The sequence below is a fragment of the Phormidesmis priestleyi BC1401 genome (assembly GCF_001650195.1).
GTDB lineage: Bacteria > Cyanobacteriota > Cyanobacteriia > Leptolyngbyales > Leptolyngbyaceae > Phormidesmis_A > Phormidesmis_A priestleyi_B.
On the sequence record NZ_LXYR01000056.1, the window covers coordinates 1 to 16651 of the forward strand.

Genomic DNA, 16651 nt, shown 5'->3' on the forward strand with positions numbered 1-16651 from the left:
TATGGATCAAAGTACCACGAAGGAAATCCTGCATACCCTTCATCGGGCTGTTGGAAGCCTACCCTGTAATCTTTGATTCAGGGTAGGAGTATGTCACTAAGTATGGCTGAGGTTGCATTCGCCCCGTGAGTCGGTAGCGAACTTTCATAGTAAAGACTCGCTTAGGTGGTACGGAATTGTGCTGTATCTCTTCGTCATCTGCCAAGGTATTTAGTAGTTTTTCCGAACAGGTTAGAGTCTGCCAAATTTGTTCTGTAACCTTTACCAATCTCTGCCGCTCTTGGCTTTGAAATTGTGGCAAACCCGGCTGTTCTCGGATGAGAAGAGGCTGTCTGATTTCAGTTGAAGTCGGAGGTGGTAAATGAATGATTGTCATCTTATTAACTTCCTTGTTTCGTCTGTGATACAAGCTTCAAAAACATGATTGAGTCTGGTGTGCAGTTTTTCTAAATAGTCCCAAAATGGTTGGTCTAGCACCAAGGTCGGAGTTTGAGACGCTTCAATATCCAACAATATTGGGGTGACTTTAGAGGTCGATGGAGGAATCGTGGCTTGATTAATAATGACAGTCGCATCAATATCTCTCTGCGGCATTTGAAGCTGCATAAAATAGCCGCTTAATCCCTCTGATAGATCTGCTGACACTTCTGGAACAGTGCGGAGAAAATCTTTAAGTTCAAACGTAGAAAGTGGAATATCAATGCGGTTTACATAGCGAACTGCAAGCCGAGTGATAGCAGTCGGCTGCATTGCATTTTGATAAATACTCCACAATCGTTGGGCTTCGTCTCGAAAAGCTTCCCAGCGATCGTAAGGAGCCAACTGACTAAACGTAAAGCCACCTAAGCTGGCATTAAAGATCTTTTTACGGTCCCGATCGGAGTAGGTATATCCAACTTGAGTTTGATTGGCTGTTGCAGAGACACTTGCACCCCCCGTTAGTTGCCCTTGGAAAACTAATTGATCATCTTGATTAGGATAATCAACACTGATGCCAGGAAATAGCTCATTAAGCCCTGCAAGAGTCGCTTCATTAGGAAGAGTCACTCGTAAGTCAATAAGCGCCTCAGTGATAGGGGCTTTTGAATAGTGTTGCCGCTCCAGCATTCTTTTTCCGTGTCTGCGTATCCACTATAGTATCTCTAGTGGATGCAACCTACAAAGCTTCGGAAGCAGACATCAGCGCTATGAATCTACTTACCCAACAGTTTTACAACGCCAACACCACCAAAATAAAGGGCGAGAACGGCTCCTCCCAGCAGGCTTTGAGTCAGCGGGTCGGTAGACGGCGTAATCACCGCGCCTAAGACTGCCGCACCTAGAAGCACATATTTCCAAGCTGCCAGCATGGTTTGAGAGGAAACAATTCCCAAAAGTCCCAAAAGTGCCTGCACGACAGGAATCTGAAACGCTAACCCAGTGCTGAACATCAGCAGCAAAACAAACTCAAAATAGCGATCGATCGACCACGCCTGCTCCACTACATCTTGCCCGTAGGTGATGAAAAAATTCAGCGCTGCCGGAATTAACGCGATGTAGGAAAACCACAAGCCGCCCACAAATAAAACGCTAGAACCCAGGACGATCGGAGCCAAAAACCGCTTTTCTCGCCGCGTCAACCCAGGAATCACAAAGGCAACAGTCTGATAAAGCAAGAACGGAGCCGACAGCAGCAGCCCCATATAACCCGCCACTTTAATCGAGACAAAGAAGTATTCTCCTGGCGCAAGTTGCAGAAACTTTACCCCCTGAGCGGGAACTTCTAGCAACTGCACGATCGGTTTCACAAAGGTAAAACAGCCCGCGACTGACACGGCGATCGCGATTAGGGAATAAAAGATTCGTCGCCTCAGTTCTTCGAGGTGATCAAAGAGCGACATCTCTAGGTCGTCAATAATGTCATCTTCAGCGATCGCTTCAGTCTCCAAAGAAATTTGTCCCACCTCATCAGTGAGAAGATCTTGAGCGATATCTGGCTGGGTCACCGTTTCAAGTTCCGAAGGAGCAGTCATGGGTCAGGCTTCTGTCCAAAGGGTTGTCACTATTGTATCGACCTCAGCCGCCCAAAGAGACAGAATCACCAATCCATAGACTAGATTAGTCTAATTTGCTCGGTCAAATTCCTCTAGACAGATTGCAAACTTGTCATAAGGGGTTGACAAAGCTGGGGCAATCTGCGAAATTAGTAGCTGTGTCAAACGCGGGTGTGGCTCAGTGGTAGAGCGTCACCTTGCCAAGGTGAATGTCGCGCGTTCGAATCGCGTCACCCGCTTTCTAATTGAAGTGTCTGTCGGTCTTGATTTCAAAGGCTTTTCAGGCACTTTTTTAGTGTTTATCCCGCAAGAGCGTTGGGGTTTCCAGATCCCTTCTCTAGTCTCTGACTCGTTCACCTCATCCTCATTCCTCATGGCTCAAGCAAAAATCGGCATCATCGGCGGCAGCGGACTCTATAAAATGGAGGCGCTTAAAGATGTAGAAGAGGTGCAGATTGAAACCCCCTTTGGCTCACCATCAGATGCGCTCATCGTCGGCACTCTAGACGGAACACGAGTCGCATTTTTGGCACGGCACGGGCGAAATCACCATTTGCTGCCGTCTGAGTTGCCGTTTCGGGCAAACATTTATGCGATGAAAAGTTTGGGCGTAGAGTATCTGATTTCAGCCTCTGCGGTGGGTTCTCTGAAAGAGGAGGCGAAACCGTTAGATATGGTTGTGCCTGATCAGTTTATCGATCGCACTAAAAATCGCATTTCCACCTTTTTTGGCGATGGCATTGTGGCGCACGTTGCCTTTGGCGATCCAATCTGTCTCAATTTAGCGAAGGTGTTAGCCGATTCGGTCGAGAGTCTTAACCTTACGGATGTCGGGCTGCATCGAGGCGGCACTTATGTGTGCATGGAGGGTCCTGCGTTTTCGACGAAAGCAGAATCGAATTTGCATCGCAGTTGGGGTGCCACGATTATTGGCATGACCAACCTTCCAGAAGCAAAGCTGGCGCGAGAAGCTGAAATTGCTTACGCGACTTTGGCGCTAGTGACCGATTATGACTGCTGGCATTCTGATCACGATAATGTGACCGTGGAGATGGTGATCGCAAATCTGCAGCGCAATGCGATCAATGCCCAGAAAGTGATTCAAGAAACAGTGCGTCGACTGAGTGCAAATCCGCCCACTTCTGAGGCTCATTCTGCTCTCAAGTATGCGATTTTGACTCCGATGGACAAGGTTTCAGATGCCGCTAAAGAACGATTAAATCTATTGCTGAAAAAGTATTTATAGAGAATTCGTTTCCATGAGTTGTTTGAAGCGATCGTCCTCTCGAATCGAATCGAAATCGGGGTCAGTTTTTACAACCTCTCCCAAGCTCAGATAGTAAGAAGACGACCCGATCGCTTGTTGTAAATCTGCGATTGCAGCATCCATGTCGCCTAAAGAAAGGTAGTAAAAGGCTCGATTGTAGTAAGTTCCTCCAGAACTCGATTTTAGATTTAATGCCTCTTCAAAAGAGATATAGCTACCGCCACATAGGTTAGGACAGGGACATTTTTGGCAGCACGCGAAGTACACTACCAAAAATGTCCTAAGCAAAGTGGCGATGGCTATATATGCCTCATCATAGCGACCCAGCTTGGTGAGCGCATAGCCTCGATGCTTCCAGTTGTGATGGCTATTGGGCTGAATTTTTAGCGACTGGTCAAACGCGGCGATCGCTTCTTCATAAAGCCCTATATCTCTCAACGTGTAGCCCAACCCAAATAGACCTTTAGGGTGATCGGGCTGAATTTGTAAGACTTTTCTATTAGCAGAAAGTGCTTCATCATAACGCTTCATTCTTCTCAAAACTTTAGCTTTTCCTAGCCATGCCGCGATCATCTCTGGTTGAATTTGCAGCGCTTTTTCATATGACTCTATAGCGTCGTCATATCGATTCTCAAAATAAAGTGCATCTGCTTGTTTTAAATAATCATTAGCTGTTAAAGCTAAGTGAGGATTAACAGAAGTTAAGAACTCAAGCTGTCTCGTCAGTTCTTGTATTTTTTGATGAATCTCAGGCGCAACAAACTCTTCTTGAATAATAGATGGTGTAATTTTAGAAAGTTCTTGAAAGATCTCTTCTTTTTCGGTCTGCGCTACTAAAAATAAGTCTTGTAACTGGCTTACAAAGTCTGATTTTAAGGATTCTAAATCCTGCTTAAATTCTTCTACTTGTTTTTGCAATTCTTCTGTCACCTGCACTTTTAGTTGCTCTTTTACCTCTTTTTTAGTTTCCTCTTCTAATTGCTTTTTAATCTCAGAGATTAACTGACTGCGAATGCTATTGCGTAATATCAGCGCTACGATCACCGCTAACACTGGCATTGCTACTAACACTGCGATGAGTGAGTTTAGCAATCCTGTTGTCCAACCAAACGTGTTGTTGACAGCTTGCTGCACTCGATCGTTAATCTGATTACTCTGATCAATCTCTCGATCGATGAGTTTCTGCACTTCTTCGCGTTGCTGCGGTGCTAGTGTCGGCTGAGGCGACGGCGTTGATTGAGCCGTCGCCAAGTGAGCAGACATCAGAAATGTTGCCAAGGGCAAAGCAATGCGGGGTAAGAATTTCATCACGTCTGGTCAGCTTCAAGTCAATCAAACGCTCAAAATCTAACCTATCTCAGAAGGTTTGTGTGAAATCTCTGCGAATTGCGTGCCTGATTCCTGATTATTTTTTTGCCAACATCAGATAGATTTCTCGCTTAACTTGGTCGAGCAACTCACGAACCTGAGCCATCCGATCGAGGTTGCCGCTTCGGGCGACTTGCATCACCACCGCTGCTAACTCGGTGGCTGCATTCCGCAACTCGCTGATGGTTTTTGACTTCTCTGCAAAATTGCCAAAGTCATCTCTGGGCGCACCTGGATGCTCGGCGGGAGTTCGTTCTGCGAGGAGCGATCGACCGCTCTCTGTCACCGTATAAACGCGTTTACCGCTCTCTTGTTGACTCGTTAAATAACCGCCATCTTCTAACATCTGAAGAGTCGGATAGACCGACCCAGGGCTGAGGCGACGAAACCCTCCGTGACGAGTTTCTAGATCTTTAATCAAGTCATAGCCGTGCCGAGGACGATCAGACAATAGCTCTAGCAAAATGAACTTGATGTCACCCCGACGAGCGCGGCGATCGTCTCCCCAACCCTCGCCCCTCTGTCTGCCTTCTGTGGGTCTGCCGTGCTGAAATCGATGGCTCACAAACGATAGGTCGTTTTGGTCTGCCCCTGCCCATGCGGGTGTGAACGATCGAGCATGAAAGTGTCTAAACATGGATTTCACTTGAATAACTTTCTTCACTATACGATATATCGCGATATATCGCTAACTATTTTTGCGCCCAGCTTTTTGAGGGCAAACGCTTATAAAAAGTGAGTACAGGTAAGAAATAGTGATGTGAACGCGATCGGCAGAGTTAATTGTATAAGACGCAAAAAATACGCCAAAATCAGACTTTTTTATAAAAATTAAGCCCAATAGCAATACTGCTACTGGGCTTTTAAAACTAATTAATGAATAGACTGTGTAACCGAATTTATGGGTTAGTAGCCAACTAGGTGCAGAACATCACGCACTACGCTATAACCAGCTAAATCCCACAGCAAGTATGCGGTGAAGCCAATCATTGCAAATCGACCGTTCCAGAGTTCAGCTTGGGGGTTAAAACCAAACAAAAATGAGTTGCGGTCTTTGCCGTTATAAGCAGTCGCGACAGGAGGTAAATCGGTGCTTTTGCGAGTTTCCATGAAAGTAGCTCCAGTTGTTTTTCTTGACCTTACATTTCACATATTATCTAAACCTTCTGTGCTTGCTTTCCTCCTATAGGGTTAACCTTTTTTCACTCACCCGACTGGCTTGCTTTACGTTTTTAGTCAGTGTGATGCAACCAAAGCCGCACAGAGACCTGATCCCCGACGGATGTTTGTTAACTTTTGTGAATGATGAGACAACTACCTCTTTAGATAGAGGTTTGCTTTAGGTTGTGAGCACTGTAGGTTTCAGGGCTGTTCGCGTTGAGGAAGAAAACCTGTGCAGAAGCAGACGTGGTTGGAATTGGGATTGACGATCGCGCTCTACTTACAATCCTGATTCCTATCTACCCAAGCTCCTCCGCTTCCGTTCGATAGTTAATGGCAACGCGCTGCAAGGAATCGCAGAAGTCAAAACCAAAACGTCAATGAACTTTTATAACTCAAGCGCAAAGCGTTAACCTTGAGTCCGAACATAAACGGCAGTAGATCAGGAACGATTACTCTCTTTGTAGAACTCTAGAATTTTGTCCTCTCAATATTGAGAATTGCAAAAAAATAGCAACCTGACTACATGAATCCGCTATTTTAGGGATCTAGGAATAAAAACAATTTTTGTGGTTGCACAGCGATGAAAATTAAACTCGCACGTAAGCTAGAAACCTGTCCCCCTCAGCTCTCATGCACCGTTTGCCGTCAAAGATTTGAGGTTCACAAAATTCGCACTCTTCTCTTTAATGATGCAGGGCTTTTGCAAGGCGATATCTGCTCAGAGTGCAGAGAATTGAAATCGTCCACAATTCGCTCAAAAATGCGAGAACAGGCAAGCCTTTTGATGCAATACCCAGAGTTAAATGGCTCCGGTCTGCTTTCTGCACGAGAGCGGGCACTAGAGCTACTAGAAACCTCTCAAGAAGAGGTGAGGTTTCCGACGTTTTATCACTGGTGGTTTAAAAAGATAGAAGTCTTCTCAGAAGAGTCTCAAGAGCTAGAAGCCACCCGCCTGGGATTTGCTCACAGTCAAAGCGGAGTGCATCTTCAAAAAATGCTCGAAGATGACAAAGAATAGGCGGCTTGTAGGCGCACATATCATCCCTCAAACCTCAGCACTAGAATGAGAGAAGAATCGTTACTCCGTCGTGCTGTGGCTCTTAAACGTCTGACAACTTCTCTAGGTCTCGCTGCATTCCTGATTTTGCCGATCGCGAGCTGCACAAACAGTCCGGTGGGCAAGTCGTTTCAGGGTGCGTTTGAGGCTGACCCCCGATTAAAAGACAATGGGGCGACGATCGGGGTGGCTCAAACTCCACAGCCTAGCCCAGTGGCTCAAACCACTCAAGCACAACTTCCTGCCGATTTTCCGGCTGAGATTCCGATCTATCCCAACCGATCGCTGCTCGAAGTCGATAGCAACCAGCCTAATCAAGGGGTACTGACTCGTTGGAATAGCCAAGACAAGAGCGATCAGATCGTCGCCTTCTATCTGCAAGAGTTGCAAAAAAATGGCTGGACATTAGACGGGCAACCGATCGATAAAACTCAAGGCACCTTTGAAGCCAATCGAGAAGGACTGCAAGCGATCGTTACCGTTCAATCCAACACTCAGCCCGATAACAGCGCTGGGTTCTCGATTCAGACTAGCCGCACGCAGCCGACCCGATCGGCATCTCCAAATGCGTCCGTTCCGCAGCCCGGTAGCCCTGAGTTTATTGGTCCAATTCCTCAAACTACAGCCGCCGCTTCAACCAGTGCGCCTGTTGCCTCTGATCCGCAAACCTTCACCGATTTAGACAAAGCCCCTAAAGAACTCAGTCAATATGCCAAGGATTTAGCGAAGTTAGGCGTTTTATCGCTCTCTTCAGACAACAAGACAGGAAGCAAAACTTTGTTTGAACCCAATAAAACGATTGCCCGACGAGACTATGCGCGCTGGCTCGTCGCCGCCAATAATCGCATCTACAGCAGTCGTCCGGCTCGACAAATTCGTTTAGGAGTCGAAACGTCTCAGCCTGCTTTTCAGGATGTCTCACGCACCGATCCTGATTTTGCTGCCATTCAGGGGCTAGCAGAAGCGGGGTTAATCTCCAGTTCGCTTTCAGGAGACAGCACAACCGTTTTGTTTCGCCCCGATGCTCCTTTGAGCCGTGAAGATTTGATTTTGTGGAAGGTTCCGATCGATACGCGTCAAACGCTGCCGAGTGCCACGATCGACGCAGTTAAACAAACCTGGGGCTTCCAAGATGCCTCTCGAACTGACTCAAAGGCTCTACGGGCAGTGTTAGCAGATTTTCAGAATGGCGATCAGGCGAATATTCGCAGAGCATTTGGCTATACGACCCTGTTTCAACCTAAACGCACCGTCACCCGTGCTGAAGCGGCGGCAGTGCTGTGGTATTTTGGCTTTCAAGGCGATGGGTTATCAGCAACCGAGGCGCTTAAGGGTGGGACGACCCGCTCAAATCCTTAGATATCGTGGCTTGCCTGTTCTTAGGATCGTGGATCAAATAACCTGTATTCTGAACAGCCTTGCATAACGCTAGCTTGCCTAGAGGTCGCCCCCTAAATCCCCCAATCTGGGGGACTTTGAACTCTGGCTCCCCTAGATTGGGGGTTGGGGCGCAAAATAACTTCCGGTTCGACACCGTGCAGATGCCGCTAAACGTGATGGATGCCCGCTTCAGAAGCTTTGAGAAACAAGTGTTACCTGTGCTGCTGAAAAATGACATTGGGGTGCTGGGCATGAAATCGATGGGCGACCCCTACATTCTCAGAAGCAACACGGTTAGTCCGATCGAGTGCCTTCACTATTCAATGAATCTGCCCACTTCAACCGTGATTACAGGCATTGACTCAATGGAGATATTAGACCAGGCGTTTGAGGCAGTCCGCACGTTTAAGCCGATGAGTCAGGCATAAGTTACAGCTTTGCTGACTCGGACTCGTGAAGCGGCGGCAAAAGGGACTTACGAACTCTATAGAACGACTAATCAGTTTGACACTACGGCAACGAACCCGGCTTTGTTGGGATAAAAGTGTTTGATGAACTGGAAGCGGAGTTATAGCATTACGAAACTGCATTAGGATGCTGCGTTGCTGTCAAAGCAACGAGGGGCTTAAGCCCCTTGTCCTATACTATCTGCGTAGAACTGTGTCAATAAACTACTTATATCGCAAGCCAGCAGACCCTACGAGGATCTCTCTTTAGCTAGAGGAAGGGTTATCTCTCTGGATACAGCGATTCGCTCTTAACTGGAGAGTAAATTGTAACCAAGAACACAAGCAACGTTTGATTGTTCGGGGGCATCACTCACTGGTCTCAATGTTGCGAAAGCGCTTTCAGACAACTTCTCAACTACCCTAAATTTTTAACATGGCAAACTTAAACGATCGCGAAGACAATCTCAATCAGGTTCCCAATCCAGGCGAGTCTAATGTAGTAGACCCCAACCCGGTTGACTATAAGGATGGCTACCTACAAGGGCGCGCAGTTGAGCAACATCGCCACGAAGCCAACCAGCAAGTTCGCGATAATGACAATGCAGGTCGGGGTCTGCTTATCGGTCTCATTCTTGCAGGCACAGCGGCGATCGTCGGGGGTGCGCTCTATCTGCTAAATCAGAGCAATCAAACTCCTGCCCCTGTCAACAGGACGATTGTGGTTCCTGGTGCGGCTGCTTCGCCTAGCGTCAGCCCGTCTCCTGAAGTGCGTGAGCGCGTGATTGAGCGCGATCGGGTAGTGCCTGTGCCCCAAGCCCCCAGTGTAAATATTACCATTCCTCAGCCGTCGGCTCCTGCTACTCAAGTTGCCCCCGCTACTCAGGTTGCCCCCGCCGCTCAACCGAGTTCTCAGCCGACGACCCCCAAAAGTTCTGCTCAACCGAGTTCGTCACCCAATTCGACGACTAACGGGTCAGAAAACAGTCCCAGTTCTGGAACCACCAATCCTACCGGGACGGGTTCTGGTCAGTAACGGCTGTTTTGTTTCGTCAACGTGTTTCAACTAAAATCATAACGGAGTTAAATCAATGAATATTATTGCTTGGATCGTTTTAGGGATTATTGCAGGCGCGATCGCAAAAGCTATTTACCCTGGTCACCAGGGCGGCAGCATTCTCGGCACGATGGTTTTAGGCATTGTCGGTGCTTTCATCGGCGGCACAGTGTTTACGTTAATCAACACAGGAACGCTAGCGTTTACATCTGCATCGTTAAGCATTCCTGGAATCATTGTTGCGGTCATTGGCGCTATGATTGCACTTTTCTTGTACTACCAGTTCACCAGTCGCGCGGTTTAGATTGACGAGCTGATGATCAGTGGTTAGTCTCTCCTTTCAACCTCCACCTTTTGTTAAGGCTGGATGCTTTGTTCTGTCTTGAGCTAGATGCAATCAAGCCATGATCTCTTTAGCTTGAGTGACTAGAACACGCCTAAAGGGTTTCATTTATGAACGTCAACTCCTTAAAGCAGGACGATCGCCACGCTCCGCATCCTAAAAAGCATTTTTGTCGGACAGAACACGTTCAGATTCAAGTGCAAGACGATCGGACGGGAATGGATCGAGAAACGCTGAAACGGGCGCTATTAGACAACCTCTACTACATTTTGGCAAAAGATCAGGCTTGGGCGACTCCGCACGACTATTTCATGGCGTTGTCTTACACGGTGCGCGATCGTCTTCTGCAACGCTGGATTAAAACGGTCGATCAAACCTATCTGCAACCCGGAGTTAAGGTCGTTTGCTATCTGTCTGCTGAATATCTAATCGGGCGACAACTCGGTAAAAATTTGGTCAACGTCGGACTCTATGAAGAAATCCGCGACATTGTGCAAGAACTGGGATTTGATCTCTATGATTTGCTAGAGCAAGAAGATGATCCCGGACTCGGCAATGGTGGGTTAGGTCGTCTCGCTGCCTGTTTTCTAGATTCGCTTTCGACGTTAGAAATACCTGCGATCGGATACGGCATTCGCTATGAATTTGGGATTTTTCAACAAACGATTCGAGATGGCTGGCAGGTTGAGCGCCCCGATCGCTGGCTGCGGTTTGGCAACCCGTGGGAGATTCCGCGACCGGAGTATATTGTTGAGATCAAACTGGGCGGACGAACTGAAAGTTACACCGATGAAACGGGACGGTATCAGGTGCGCTGGATTCCTGAACGGACGGTTTTAGGAACGCCTTATGATACGCCGATCTCTGGCTATAGCTCAAACACGGTCAATACGCTGAGATTGTGGAGTGCGAAAGCAAGTGAAGACTTCAACTTAGAAATTTTTAACACTGGAGACTTCGCCCGTGCCGTTGCCGATAAGACGTTTTCTGAGAACATTACAAAAGTTCTCTATCCCAATGACAACAACTATCAGGGGCAAGAACTGCGATTGCAACAGGAATACTTTTTTGTCTCCTGTTCATTACAAGACATAATCCGAAACTATTTGCAAACCCATCATAACTTTGATCACTTTGCTGATAAAGTTGCAATTCAAATTAACGATACCCATCCGTCGATCGGCATTGCAGAACTGATGCGGCTCCTGCTCGATGAGCATGGCTTAGACTGGGATCAAGCGTGGATCATTACGCAGAATAGCTTTGGCTATACGAACCACACTATTCTGCCAGAAGCGCTGGAGCGGTGGAGTCTTGACCTTTTTGCACGACTGTTGCCCCGCCATTTAGAAATCATTTTTGAGATCAATCGGCGATTTCTCGATCGAGTCCGGCTTCTCTATCCTGAAGATGGCGATCGGGTGACTCGGATGTCCATCATCGAAGAAGGAACACAGCGACGAGTGCGAATGGCGTATCTGGCGTGTGTGGGCAGTCACGCAATTAACGGAGTTGCCGCATTGCACACCGAGCTTCTAGAACATCAGCTTCTGCGAGATTTTTACGCGCTATTTCCAGAGAAGTTTAGCAATAAAACAAATGGAGTGACTCCTCGACGCTGGCTATTGATTTCAAATCCGAAATTAGCGCTGCAAATCACGAATAAAATTGGCAAAACCTGGGTCAAAAATTTAGATGAACTCAAACAGCTAGAAGCCTTTGTAGAGGATGTGGAATTTTGTGAGCAGTGGCGGCAGATCAAGCAAGATAACAAGCAAGATTTGGCAGAATATATTCAAAGGACGATCGGAATCAGCGTCAGTGCTGACTCACTGTTTGACATTCAGGTAAAACGCTTTCATGAATACAAACGTCAACACTTAAATATTCTGCACGTCATCACGCTCTACAATTACATCAAACAGCATCCTGACGCAGATGTGCTTCCTAGAACGGTGATTTTTGCAGGCAAAGCGGCTCCGGGCTACACGATGGCAAAGCTGATCATTAAGTTGATTAACTCCGTCGCAGAGGTAGTGAATCACGATCGAGACCTCCACGATCGCCTAAAAGTGGTGTTCCTTCCCAACTACGGCGTTTCTTTGGCGCAGCGCGTTTATCCGGCGGCTGACCTCTCAGAACAGATTTCGTTAGCGGGTAAAGAAGCCTCTGGCACCAGCAATATGAAGTTTGCGATGAATGGGTCGCTGACGATCGGCACGCTGGATGGGGCGAATATTGAGATTCGCGATCGAGTGGGAGCCGAAAACTTTTTCTTGTTTGGCTTGACTACTCCAGAAGTGGCGCAACTCAAAGCGCAAGGATATCGCCCCGAAGACTACTACCAATCAAATGCCGAACTAAAAGCCGCGATCGACCAGATTGCATCGGGCTATTTTTCAAAGGGCGATCCAGACCTGTTTAAACCCTTGATCGACTCGCTCAAGAATCAGGATGACTATCTTTTGTTCGCTGATTATCAGTCTTATATTGACTGTCAAAAGCACGTCAGTCAAGCCTATCGAGACACTCAAACTTGGACAAAGATGTCTATTTTGAATGCGGCTCGAATTGGATATTTTTCGTCCGATCGGGCGATTCAAGACTATACGCGGGATATTTGGCACGTTCAGCCTGTTCCAATTCAATTAGGGGAGGACACAGAATCGAGGGTACCGGAACGAGCAGTGATACCTTATTAAAAACAAAATCCCCCAGAACGCCTCTGTTTCGGGGGATTTTTGTACAGTGACAAATTAGATGTCGTCGAGACAAACTGTTGTCATCGGGCGACACTCTCGTCATATCACGGCTTTCGAGGAATTGTAGGGGCTACAAGATGCTTTGGCACTGTCCGAAATAATGGCAGATTAGGTGTCGTCTGTCGAAAAAGTGACGGATTAAATGTCGTTTTCCGAAAGGCTTTTGGATCGAGGTAAGACAAATTAGATGTTGTCTTTCCGTTTGTTCGCAGGTGTGGGTAAGATTACTCAGATCTTGCACCCGTCTATTCGCTGCGGTTCTGTCCCGTGAATGGAATTCCGGGCTAGCCTTGCGAAGTTTGTTGAAACGGACTGAACCTCAAACCCTCTCTCAGTCCCTTGAGTGGACTTTGCACCGTTAGACCGTGATGTTCAATCACGGGCGGGTGAATGCCAGAAACGAGAGAGTTTTAGTTCAGGTGCAAGATCTCAGATTAACCTGAAAGGGGGTGAAAGCTCTCATGGCACGCCTTTGATCGTTCTATGAGCAAAAATTGTGGTTGGAGTTACCTCAATCGGTTCGATAACGCGATCGCATACTGATACTGCGTGCGCGCTTCATCGGGCTTTTGCAGGTCTTCATAGAGTCTGCCCCAGAAGTGCGCCGTGGCGTTGTCAGCGTCTAGTTCTAGTACACGTTCGTGGTAGTTTTCCAGTGCTCGATCGGTGTACCAGATGGAGATTTGAGGTAAAGACTGTCGCAGACCAAGTAGCCCTAAGAGCAACAGAAAGGCAACCCCAGCGCCTAACTCCTGCCAATACGGCTCTGGCACTTTGACGGCTTTGAGCGTTTGCTTGCCTGCGGTCTGTCCAGCTTTGGTGAGTGTGCCACCCGCTGTTAAGAGCGTCAAGATGCTTTGCACACTGACGGCGATCGCGCCTGCGGTATCGGGACCGTCTTTGAGGAAACGGGTAGAAATGTCGCCGACCAGTTCCAGAGAAATGGTGAGAAAGGTGATGGTAGCCGCGCTCTAGAGCCAGTCCATTGTTGCCCATCCTGTTTTAGGACGAGGAGTATCAAATGAGCAACATTTCAATAGACATCCATCTGCTCAAGTTTGGCTTTTTATTCGGTGCAGCGATCGCTTTTACACCAATGATGAAAGCACCTGAAGGAAAAATTGCTGTTGGGACTTGCTAGAATTTTGAAGAAGTTGAATTCCCTTGTACACTTTGAGATTGAAGCAGAAACGTTCAAAGTTCTTACTGATAGCCTTACTGAATTCTCTGGCTGATTTTGACGGAGAGCTGTCTGGCGAAGCAATAGAGCTGTTAGATGAGTTGAACACACGATCGCACAAACTTCCGCCGCTGTATGCCGACGTTTTTCTACTCCCACATTCGGCAACCTGTGCTGATCTGGTTGATCGCATCAGGTCTCTGTCTCAGGAACAGGTGGCAACTGCCAGTTATGCGTTTCAAATTTTTCGCTACTATGAGCAGATTTTGAGAGCCAACCCAGGCGACACGCTGCCCGAACAAAAGGCGGCTTATGAGTCACAGATGGAGCGAGTCCGTCTTTCGGTGGCTCGATCGAAGGCAGCTTTGGCTGAGTCTATGCAAAAGTGATGGAAGATATCGATAAAGCTATTGCCGTTGAAACTTATGGTGAAGTTTTCGAGGTTTTTGTATTGGCTGATGTAAACGGATTGTAGGCGCATCGCTTCTCCTTTACACCTGCGCCATCAATGCCTTGAGTAATTTAGTTCGTTTGTCTGTCGCGGCATCTATCTGCCGTTCTAGGCGATCGCAAAGAGCCATCAGTCGATCGATTTTAGCGACGATGCGATGTTGTTCTGCGAGAGGTGGAAAAATATATAGAATATTTAACAATGTCGTTTTGTTTAACTTCTTTCTCCCAGTTGTTCCAGAGGTTAATTTCGTAAAAGGATAGTAGGATAAAGAATAATTTAGAAAGTCTATATCTAATGCCAAAGTAGGCTTCAATACATGAGCATGATTATTGACCCAAGACTTACCTTCTATTGTGTAAGAGAAAGGCAATACTCTGCCGATAAAAGTTTCATCCTCTACGACCAATACAAGAGGTTCATTAAATATATATTCATCTATCCATCCAACTCTTCCATTTGCTCCATAGTAAGGTATTTCACCCTTGACTCTATCATCTTTCTTAATTGGCTTTCGCTTATAATCTAGACAATAAATAACTTCTCCTAAATGAACAGCTATCCAACCATTTGGGATTTGTAAATCTTTTATTTCACTATCAGAGATAGGAATTAATGATTTCTCCTCTCTAACTTCTTTTTTGCTTAGAAGCCTTGAACGTTCATCCGCAACTTTTTCTAACAACTCACTAGCAGGCTCATCTTTCGGATCTTGCAGCACCAGTTTGCCCATGACAGCGAGTTGAAGGATCGCCTTACGCAGTCCAGCCACATTCTCTTTGACCGAGTAGAGTTCGCCGAAGTGTCGTGTGATGAAGCGCCAAGCGGTGCTGAAGTCGCTGCTCTCTTTAGCTGTCAGCAGACGGTTGAGGGCGGCAGTGTGGATGGTGATTCTTTTTTGGTTGCGATCGCCCCGCAGCTTTTCCAGTTCATCACAACGAGCCATGAGGCGATCGATTTTAGCGACGATGCGGCGTTGTTCGGCAAGTGGGGGAAGAGGAACAATTGTATGGATGATCTTTTCTCTGGAAATGTTTGGCTGTGCAGCTCCCGCACCTTGCCCAATAAAATTCTGCTTCAGCGAAGTAAGTAGATAAACCAGAAAGATGTTGTCTATTCCTAAATAAGGCTTACACGCACAAACGGCTTGATTCGTTGTTGCTTCAATTTCTAGGACACCAACTTCACCAATATTTGCGCCATACATAGCAACAAGAACAGAACCGATCGAGTTCAAATCCAAAGAGCAGCTTTTTAGAGCTTCTTGGGTAATAGTTTCGCTGGTTTCGACAATTTTTCCTTGTTTTACTTCCCCTGATTTAACCCAAGGAATATCACCGCCATAATAAGAGCTATTGGTACGGCTAGGAGTGGTGCCAGATTTCCAAATTCCATAATCATGAAGTCGTACCCATTCCCATCCATCAGGCAGCTTATAGGGTAATTCCTCCGCCGTGATTGCGGGTAACGGCTTTGGCTGTTTGATTTTCCCTTCCTTCACTAACCGCTGCTTTTCTACCTCGATCGCCTTCAGCAATTCACTCGCAGGTTGATCTTTCGGGTCTTGCGGCACCAATTTGCCCTGCATGGCAAGTGTCAGAATCAGTTCACGCAGTCTCTGAATGCCATCCGGTGCAGCAAAGGCGGTATCAAAGTGGCGTTCTAGCAGCACAGTATCGTCAGGCATGGGGAGGGTGTAGTGGGAGATGTCTGATGGGCGATCGCATTATTCTGCATTCAAACTTTTAAGGATCTTCTTGGTAAGCAATTCCTTGATTTCTGATGTCGTGGAAGGGCTTCAACGAATATCTTCCAATCGATCTTCCAGGATTAGTTGAATCGCGCTTTTGAGGTTTTCTTTGACTTCTTCTATGGTTTCTCCTTGCCCATTGGCTCCAGGTATTTCAGGACAGATTGCCCAATATCCTCCTTCCTCAGCCGCTTCAATGATGGCTGTAAGTTCTGCTTTCATAACTTAATCTCCCAAAAAGTTTAGGATCGTGGATTGAATAACCTGTATTCTGAACAACCTTGCATGATGCTAGCTTGCCTAGAGGTCGCCCCCCAAATCCCCCAATCTGGGGGACTTTGAACTCTGGCTCCCCCAGATTGGGGGTTGGGGGGCGACCTCTGGGCATCCCAC

General features: G+C 47.1%; 17 protein-coding genes and 1 tRNA gene. 10 read left to right on the forward strand and 8 right to left on the reverse strand.

Annotation, left to right across the window (positions count from 1 at the left end; translation table 11 throughout):
• Window positions 1-372: 372 nt before the first annotated feature.
• Both A8707_RS21070 and tatC read right to left on the reverse strand, forming a co-directional pair.
• Window positions 373-1107 (reverse strand): TIGR04255 family protein, encoded by a 735-nt coding sequence (locus tag A8707_RS21070; RefSeq protein WP_068819170.1) that lies wholly within the window; start codon window positions 1105-1107, stop codon window positions 373-375.
• Between the two features lie 86 nt (window positions 1108-1193).
• A complete protein-coding gene (tatC, locus tag A8707_RS21075) occupies window positions 1194-2012 on the reverse strand; it encodes a twin-arginine translocase subunit TatC (RefSeq protein WP_068819171.1) in 819 nt (272 codons plus the stop codon).
• 188 nt (window positions 2013-2200) lie between these two features.
• Here tatC and A8707_RS21080 point away from each other — a divergent pair.
• A tRNA-Gly gene (locus A8707_RS21080) sits at window positions 2201-2272 on the forward strand.
• Window positions 2273-2406: 134 nt separating this feature from the next.
• The gene (locus A8707_RS21085; RefSeq protein WP_068819172.1) at window positions 2407-3279 is read left to right on the forward strand and encodes an S-methyl-5'-thioadenosine phosphorylase; all 873 of its coding nucleotides are present in this window, start codon (window positions 2407-2409) and stop codon (window positions 3277-3279) included.
• Here the strand turns inward: A8707_RS21085 and A8707_RS21090 are convergent.
• The 3 genes from A8707_RS21090 to A8707_RS21100 form a co-directional block, all read right to left on the reverse strand.
• Entirely contained in the window at window positions 3274-4608 is a 1335-nt protein-coding gene (locus A8707_RS21090; protein ID WP_068819173.1) for a tetratricopeptide repeat protein, read from the reverse strand. The genes A8707_RS21085 and A8707_RS21090 overlap by 6 nt on opposite strands.
• Window positions 4609-4705: 97 nt before the next feature.
• Complete coding sequence (locus tag A8707_RS21095) at window positions 4706-5305, reverse strand: PadR family transcriptional regulator (RefSeq protein WP_068819174.1); 600 nt, start codon at window positions 5303-5305, stop codon at window positions 4706-4708.
• Window positions 5306-5574: 269 nt separating this feature from the next.
• Window positions 5575-5778 (reverse strand): chlorophyll a/b-binding protein, encoded by a 204-nt coding sequence (locus A8707_RS21100; RefSeq protein ID WP_068819175.1) that lies wholly within the window; start codon window positions 5776-5778, stop codon window positions 5575-5577.
• A 634-nt stretch (window positions 5779-6412) separates the two neighbouring features.
• Between A8707_RS21100 and A8707_RS21105 the strand changes: the two genes are divergently transcribed.
• The 6 genes from A8707_RS21105 to A8707_RS21130 all read left to right on the forward strand — a co-directional run bounded on the left by A8707_RS21105 (window position 6413) and on the right by A8707_RS21130 (window position 12817).
• Window positions 6413-6850: a hypothetical protein gene (locus tag A8707_RS21105; RefSeq protein ID WP_068819176.1), complete on the forward strand. Its 438-nt coding sequence runs from the start codon at window positions 6413-6415 to the stop codon at window positions 6848-6850.
• A gap of 45 nt (window positions 6851-6895) precedes the next feature.
• Window positions 6896-8248: an S-layer homology domain-containing protein gene (locus A8707_RS21110; RefSeq protein ID WP_068819177.1), complete on the forward strand. Its 1353-nt coding sequence runs from the start codon at window positions 6896-6898 to the stop codon at window positions 8246-8248.
• A 116-nt stretch (window positions 8249-8364) separates the two neighbouring features.
• On the forward strand, window positions 8365-8697 hold the full coding sequence (locus A8707_RS21115; RefSeq protein ID WP_197484942.1) for an aldo-keto reductase family protein: 333 nt from the start codon (window positions 8365-8367) through the stop codon (window positions 8695-8697).
• 454 nt (window positions 8698-9151) lie between these two features.
• Window positions 9152-9751: a hypothetical protein gene (locus A8707_RS21120; protein ID WP_068819178.1), complete on the forward strand. Its 600-nt coding sequence runs from the start codon at window positions 9152-9154 to the stop codon at window positions 9749-9751.
• A 55-nt stretch (window positions 9752-9806) separates the two neighbouring features.
• The gene (locus tag A8707_RS21125) at window positions 9807-10076 is read left to right on the forward strand and encodes a GlsB/YeaQ/YmgE family stress response membrane protein (protein WP_068819179.1); all 270 of its coding nucleotides are present in this window, start codon (window positions 9807-9809) and stop codon (window positions 10074-10076) included.
• Between the two features lie 149 nt (window positions 10077-10225).
• Window positions 10226-12817 carry a glycogen/starch/alpha-glucan phosphorylase gene (locus tag A8707_RS21130; RefSeq protein WP_068819180.1) on the forward strand — a complete coding sequence of 864 codons (2592 nt, stop codon included), beginning with the start codon at window positions 10226-10228 and terminating at the stop codon, window positions 12815-12817.
• 566 nt (window positions 12818-13383) lie between these two features.
• On the opposite strand, the gene A8707_RS21135 is transcribed toward A8707_RS21130, so the two are convergent.
• Entirely contained in the window at window positions 13384-13728 is a 345-nt protein-coding gene (locus tag A8707_RS21135; protein WP_156518799.1) for a hypothetical protein, read from the reverse strand.
• A gap of 1 nt (window position 13729) precedes the next feature.
• On the opposite strand from A8707_RS21135, the gene A8707_RS30345 reads away from it, so the two are divergent.
• Window positions 13730-13852 carry a hypothetical protein gene (locus A8707_RS30345; RefSeq protein ID WP_269452751.1) on the forward strand — a complete coding sequence of 41 codons (123 nt, stop codon included), beginning with the start codon at window positions 13730-13732 and terminating at the stop codon, window positions 13850-13852.
• Between the two features lie 204 nt (window positions 13853-14056).
• Window positions 14057-14446 (forward strand): hypothetical protein, encoded by a 390-nt coding sequence (locus A8707_RS21140; RefSeq protein WP_068819182.1) that lies wholly within the window; start codon window positions 14057-14059, stop codon window positions 14444-14446.
• 102 nt (window positions 14447-14548) lie between these two features.
• Here A8707_RS21140 and A8707_RS21145 read toward each other — a convergent pair whose 3' ends face one another.
• Both A8707_RS21145 and A8707_RS28520 read right to left on the reverse strand, forming a co-directional pair.
• On the reverse strand, window positions 14549-16195 hold the full coding sequence (locus A8707_RS21145) for a restriction endonuclease subunit S (protein WP_068819183.1): 1647 nt from the start codon (window positions 16193-16195) through the stop codon (window positions 14549-14551).
• Window positions 16196-16306: 111 nt separating this feature from the next.
• Window positions 16307-16480: a type II toxin-antitoxin system HicB family antitoxin gene (locus A8707_RS28520; RefSeq protein ID WP_074382549.1), complete on the reverse strand. Its 174-nt coding sequence runs from the start codon at window positions 16478-16480 to the stop codon at window positions 16307-16309.
• Between the last annotated feature and the right edge of the window lie 171 nt (window positions 16481-16651).

Coding starts and splice junctions, on each gene's coding strand:
- A8707_RS21070 (WP_068819170.1), bottom strand. CDS start 1,107: ATGCTGGAGCGGCAACACTATTCAAAAGCCCCTATCACTGAGGCGCTT.
- tatC (WP_068819171.1), bottom strand. CDS start 2,012: ATGACTGCTCCTTCGGAACTTGAAACGGTGACCCAGCCAGATATCGCT.
- A8707_RS21085 (WP_068819172.1), top strand. CDS start 2,407: ATGGCTCAAGCAAAAATCGGCATCATCGGCGGCAGCGGACTCTATAAA.
- A8707_RS21090 (WP_068819173.1), bottom strand. CDS start 4,608: ATGAAATTCTTACCCCGCATTGCTTTGCCCTTGGCAACATTTCTGATG.
- A8707_RS21095 (WP_068819174.1), bottom strand. CDS start 5,305: ATGTTTAGACACTTTCATGCTCGATCGTTCACACCCGCATGGGCAGGG.
- A8707_RS21100 (WP_068819175.1), bottom strand. CDS start 5,778: ATGGAAACTCGCAAAAGCACCGATTTACCTCCTGTCGCGACTGCTTAT.
- A8707_RS21105 (WP_068819176.1), top strand. CDS start 6,413: ATGAAAATTAAACTCGCACGTAAGCTAGAAACCTGTCCCCCTCAGCTC.
- A8707_RS21110 (WP_068819177.1), top strand. CDS start 6,896: ATGAGAGAAGAATCGTTACTCCGTCGTGCTGTGGCTCTTAAACGTCTG.
- A8707_RS21120 (WP_068819178.1), top strand. CDS start 9,152: ATGGCAAACTTAAACGATCGCGAAGACAATCTCAATCAGGTTCCCAAT.
- A8707_RS21125 (WP_068819179.1), top strand. CDS start 9,807: ATGAATATTATTGCTTGGATCGTTTTAGGGATTATTGCAGGCGCGATC.
- A8707_RS21130 (WP_068819180.1), top strand. CDS start 10,226: ATGAACGTCAACTCCTTAAAGCAGGACGATCGCCACGCTCCGCATCCT.
- A8707_RS30345 (WP_269452751.1), top strand. CDS start 13,730: ATGCTTTGCACACTGACGGCGATCGCGCCTGCGGTATCGGGACCGTCT.
- A8707_RS21145 (WP_068819183.1), bottom strand. CDS start 16,195: ATGCCTGACGATACTGTGCTGCTAGAACGCCACTTTGATACCGCCTTT.
- A8707_RS28520 (WP_074382549.1), bottom strand. CDS start 16,480: ATGAAAGCAGAACTTACAGCCATCATTGAAGCGGCTGAGGAAGGAGGA.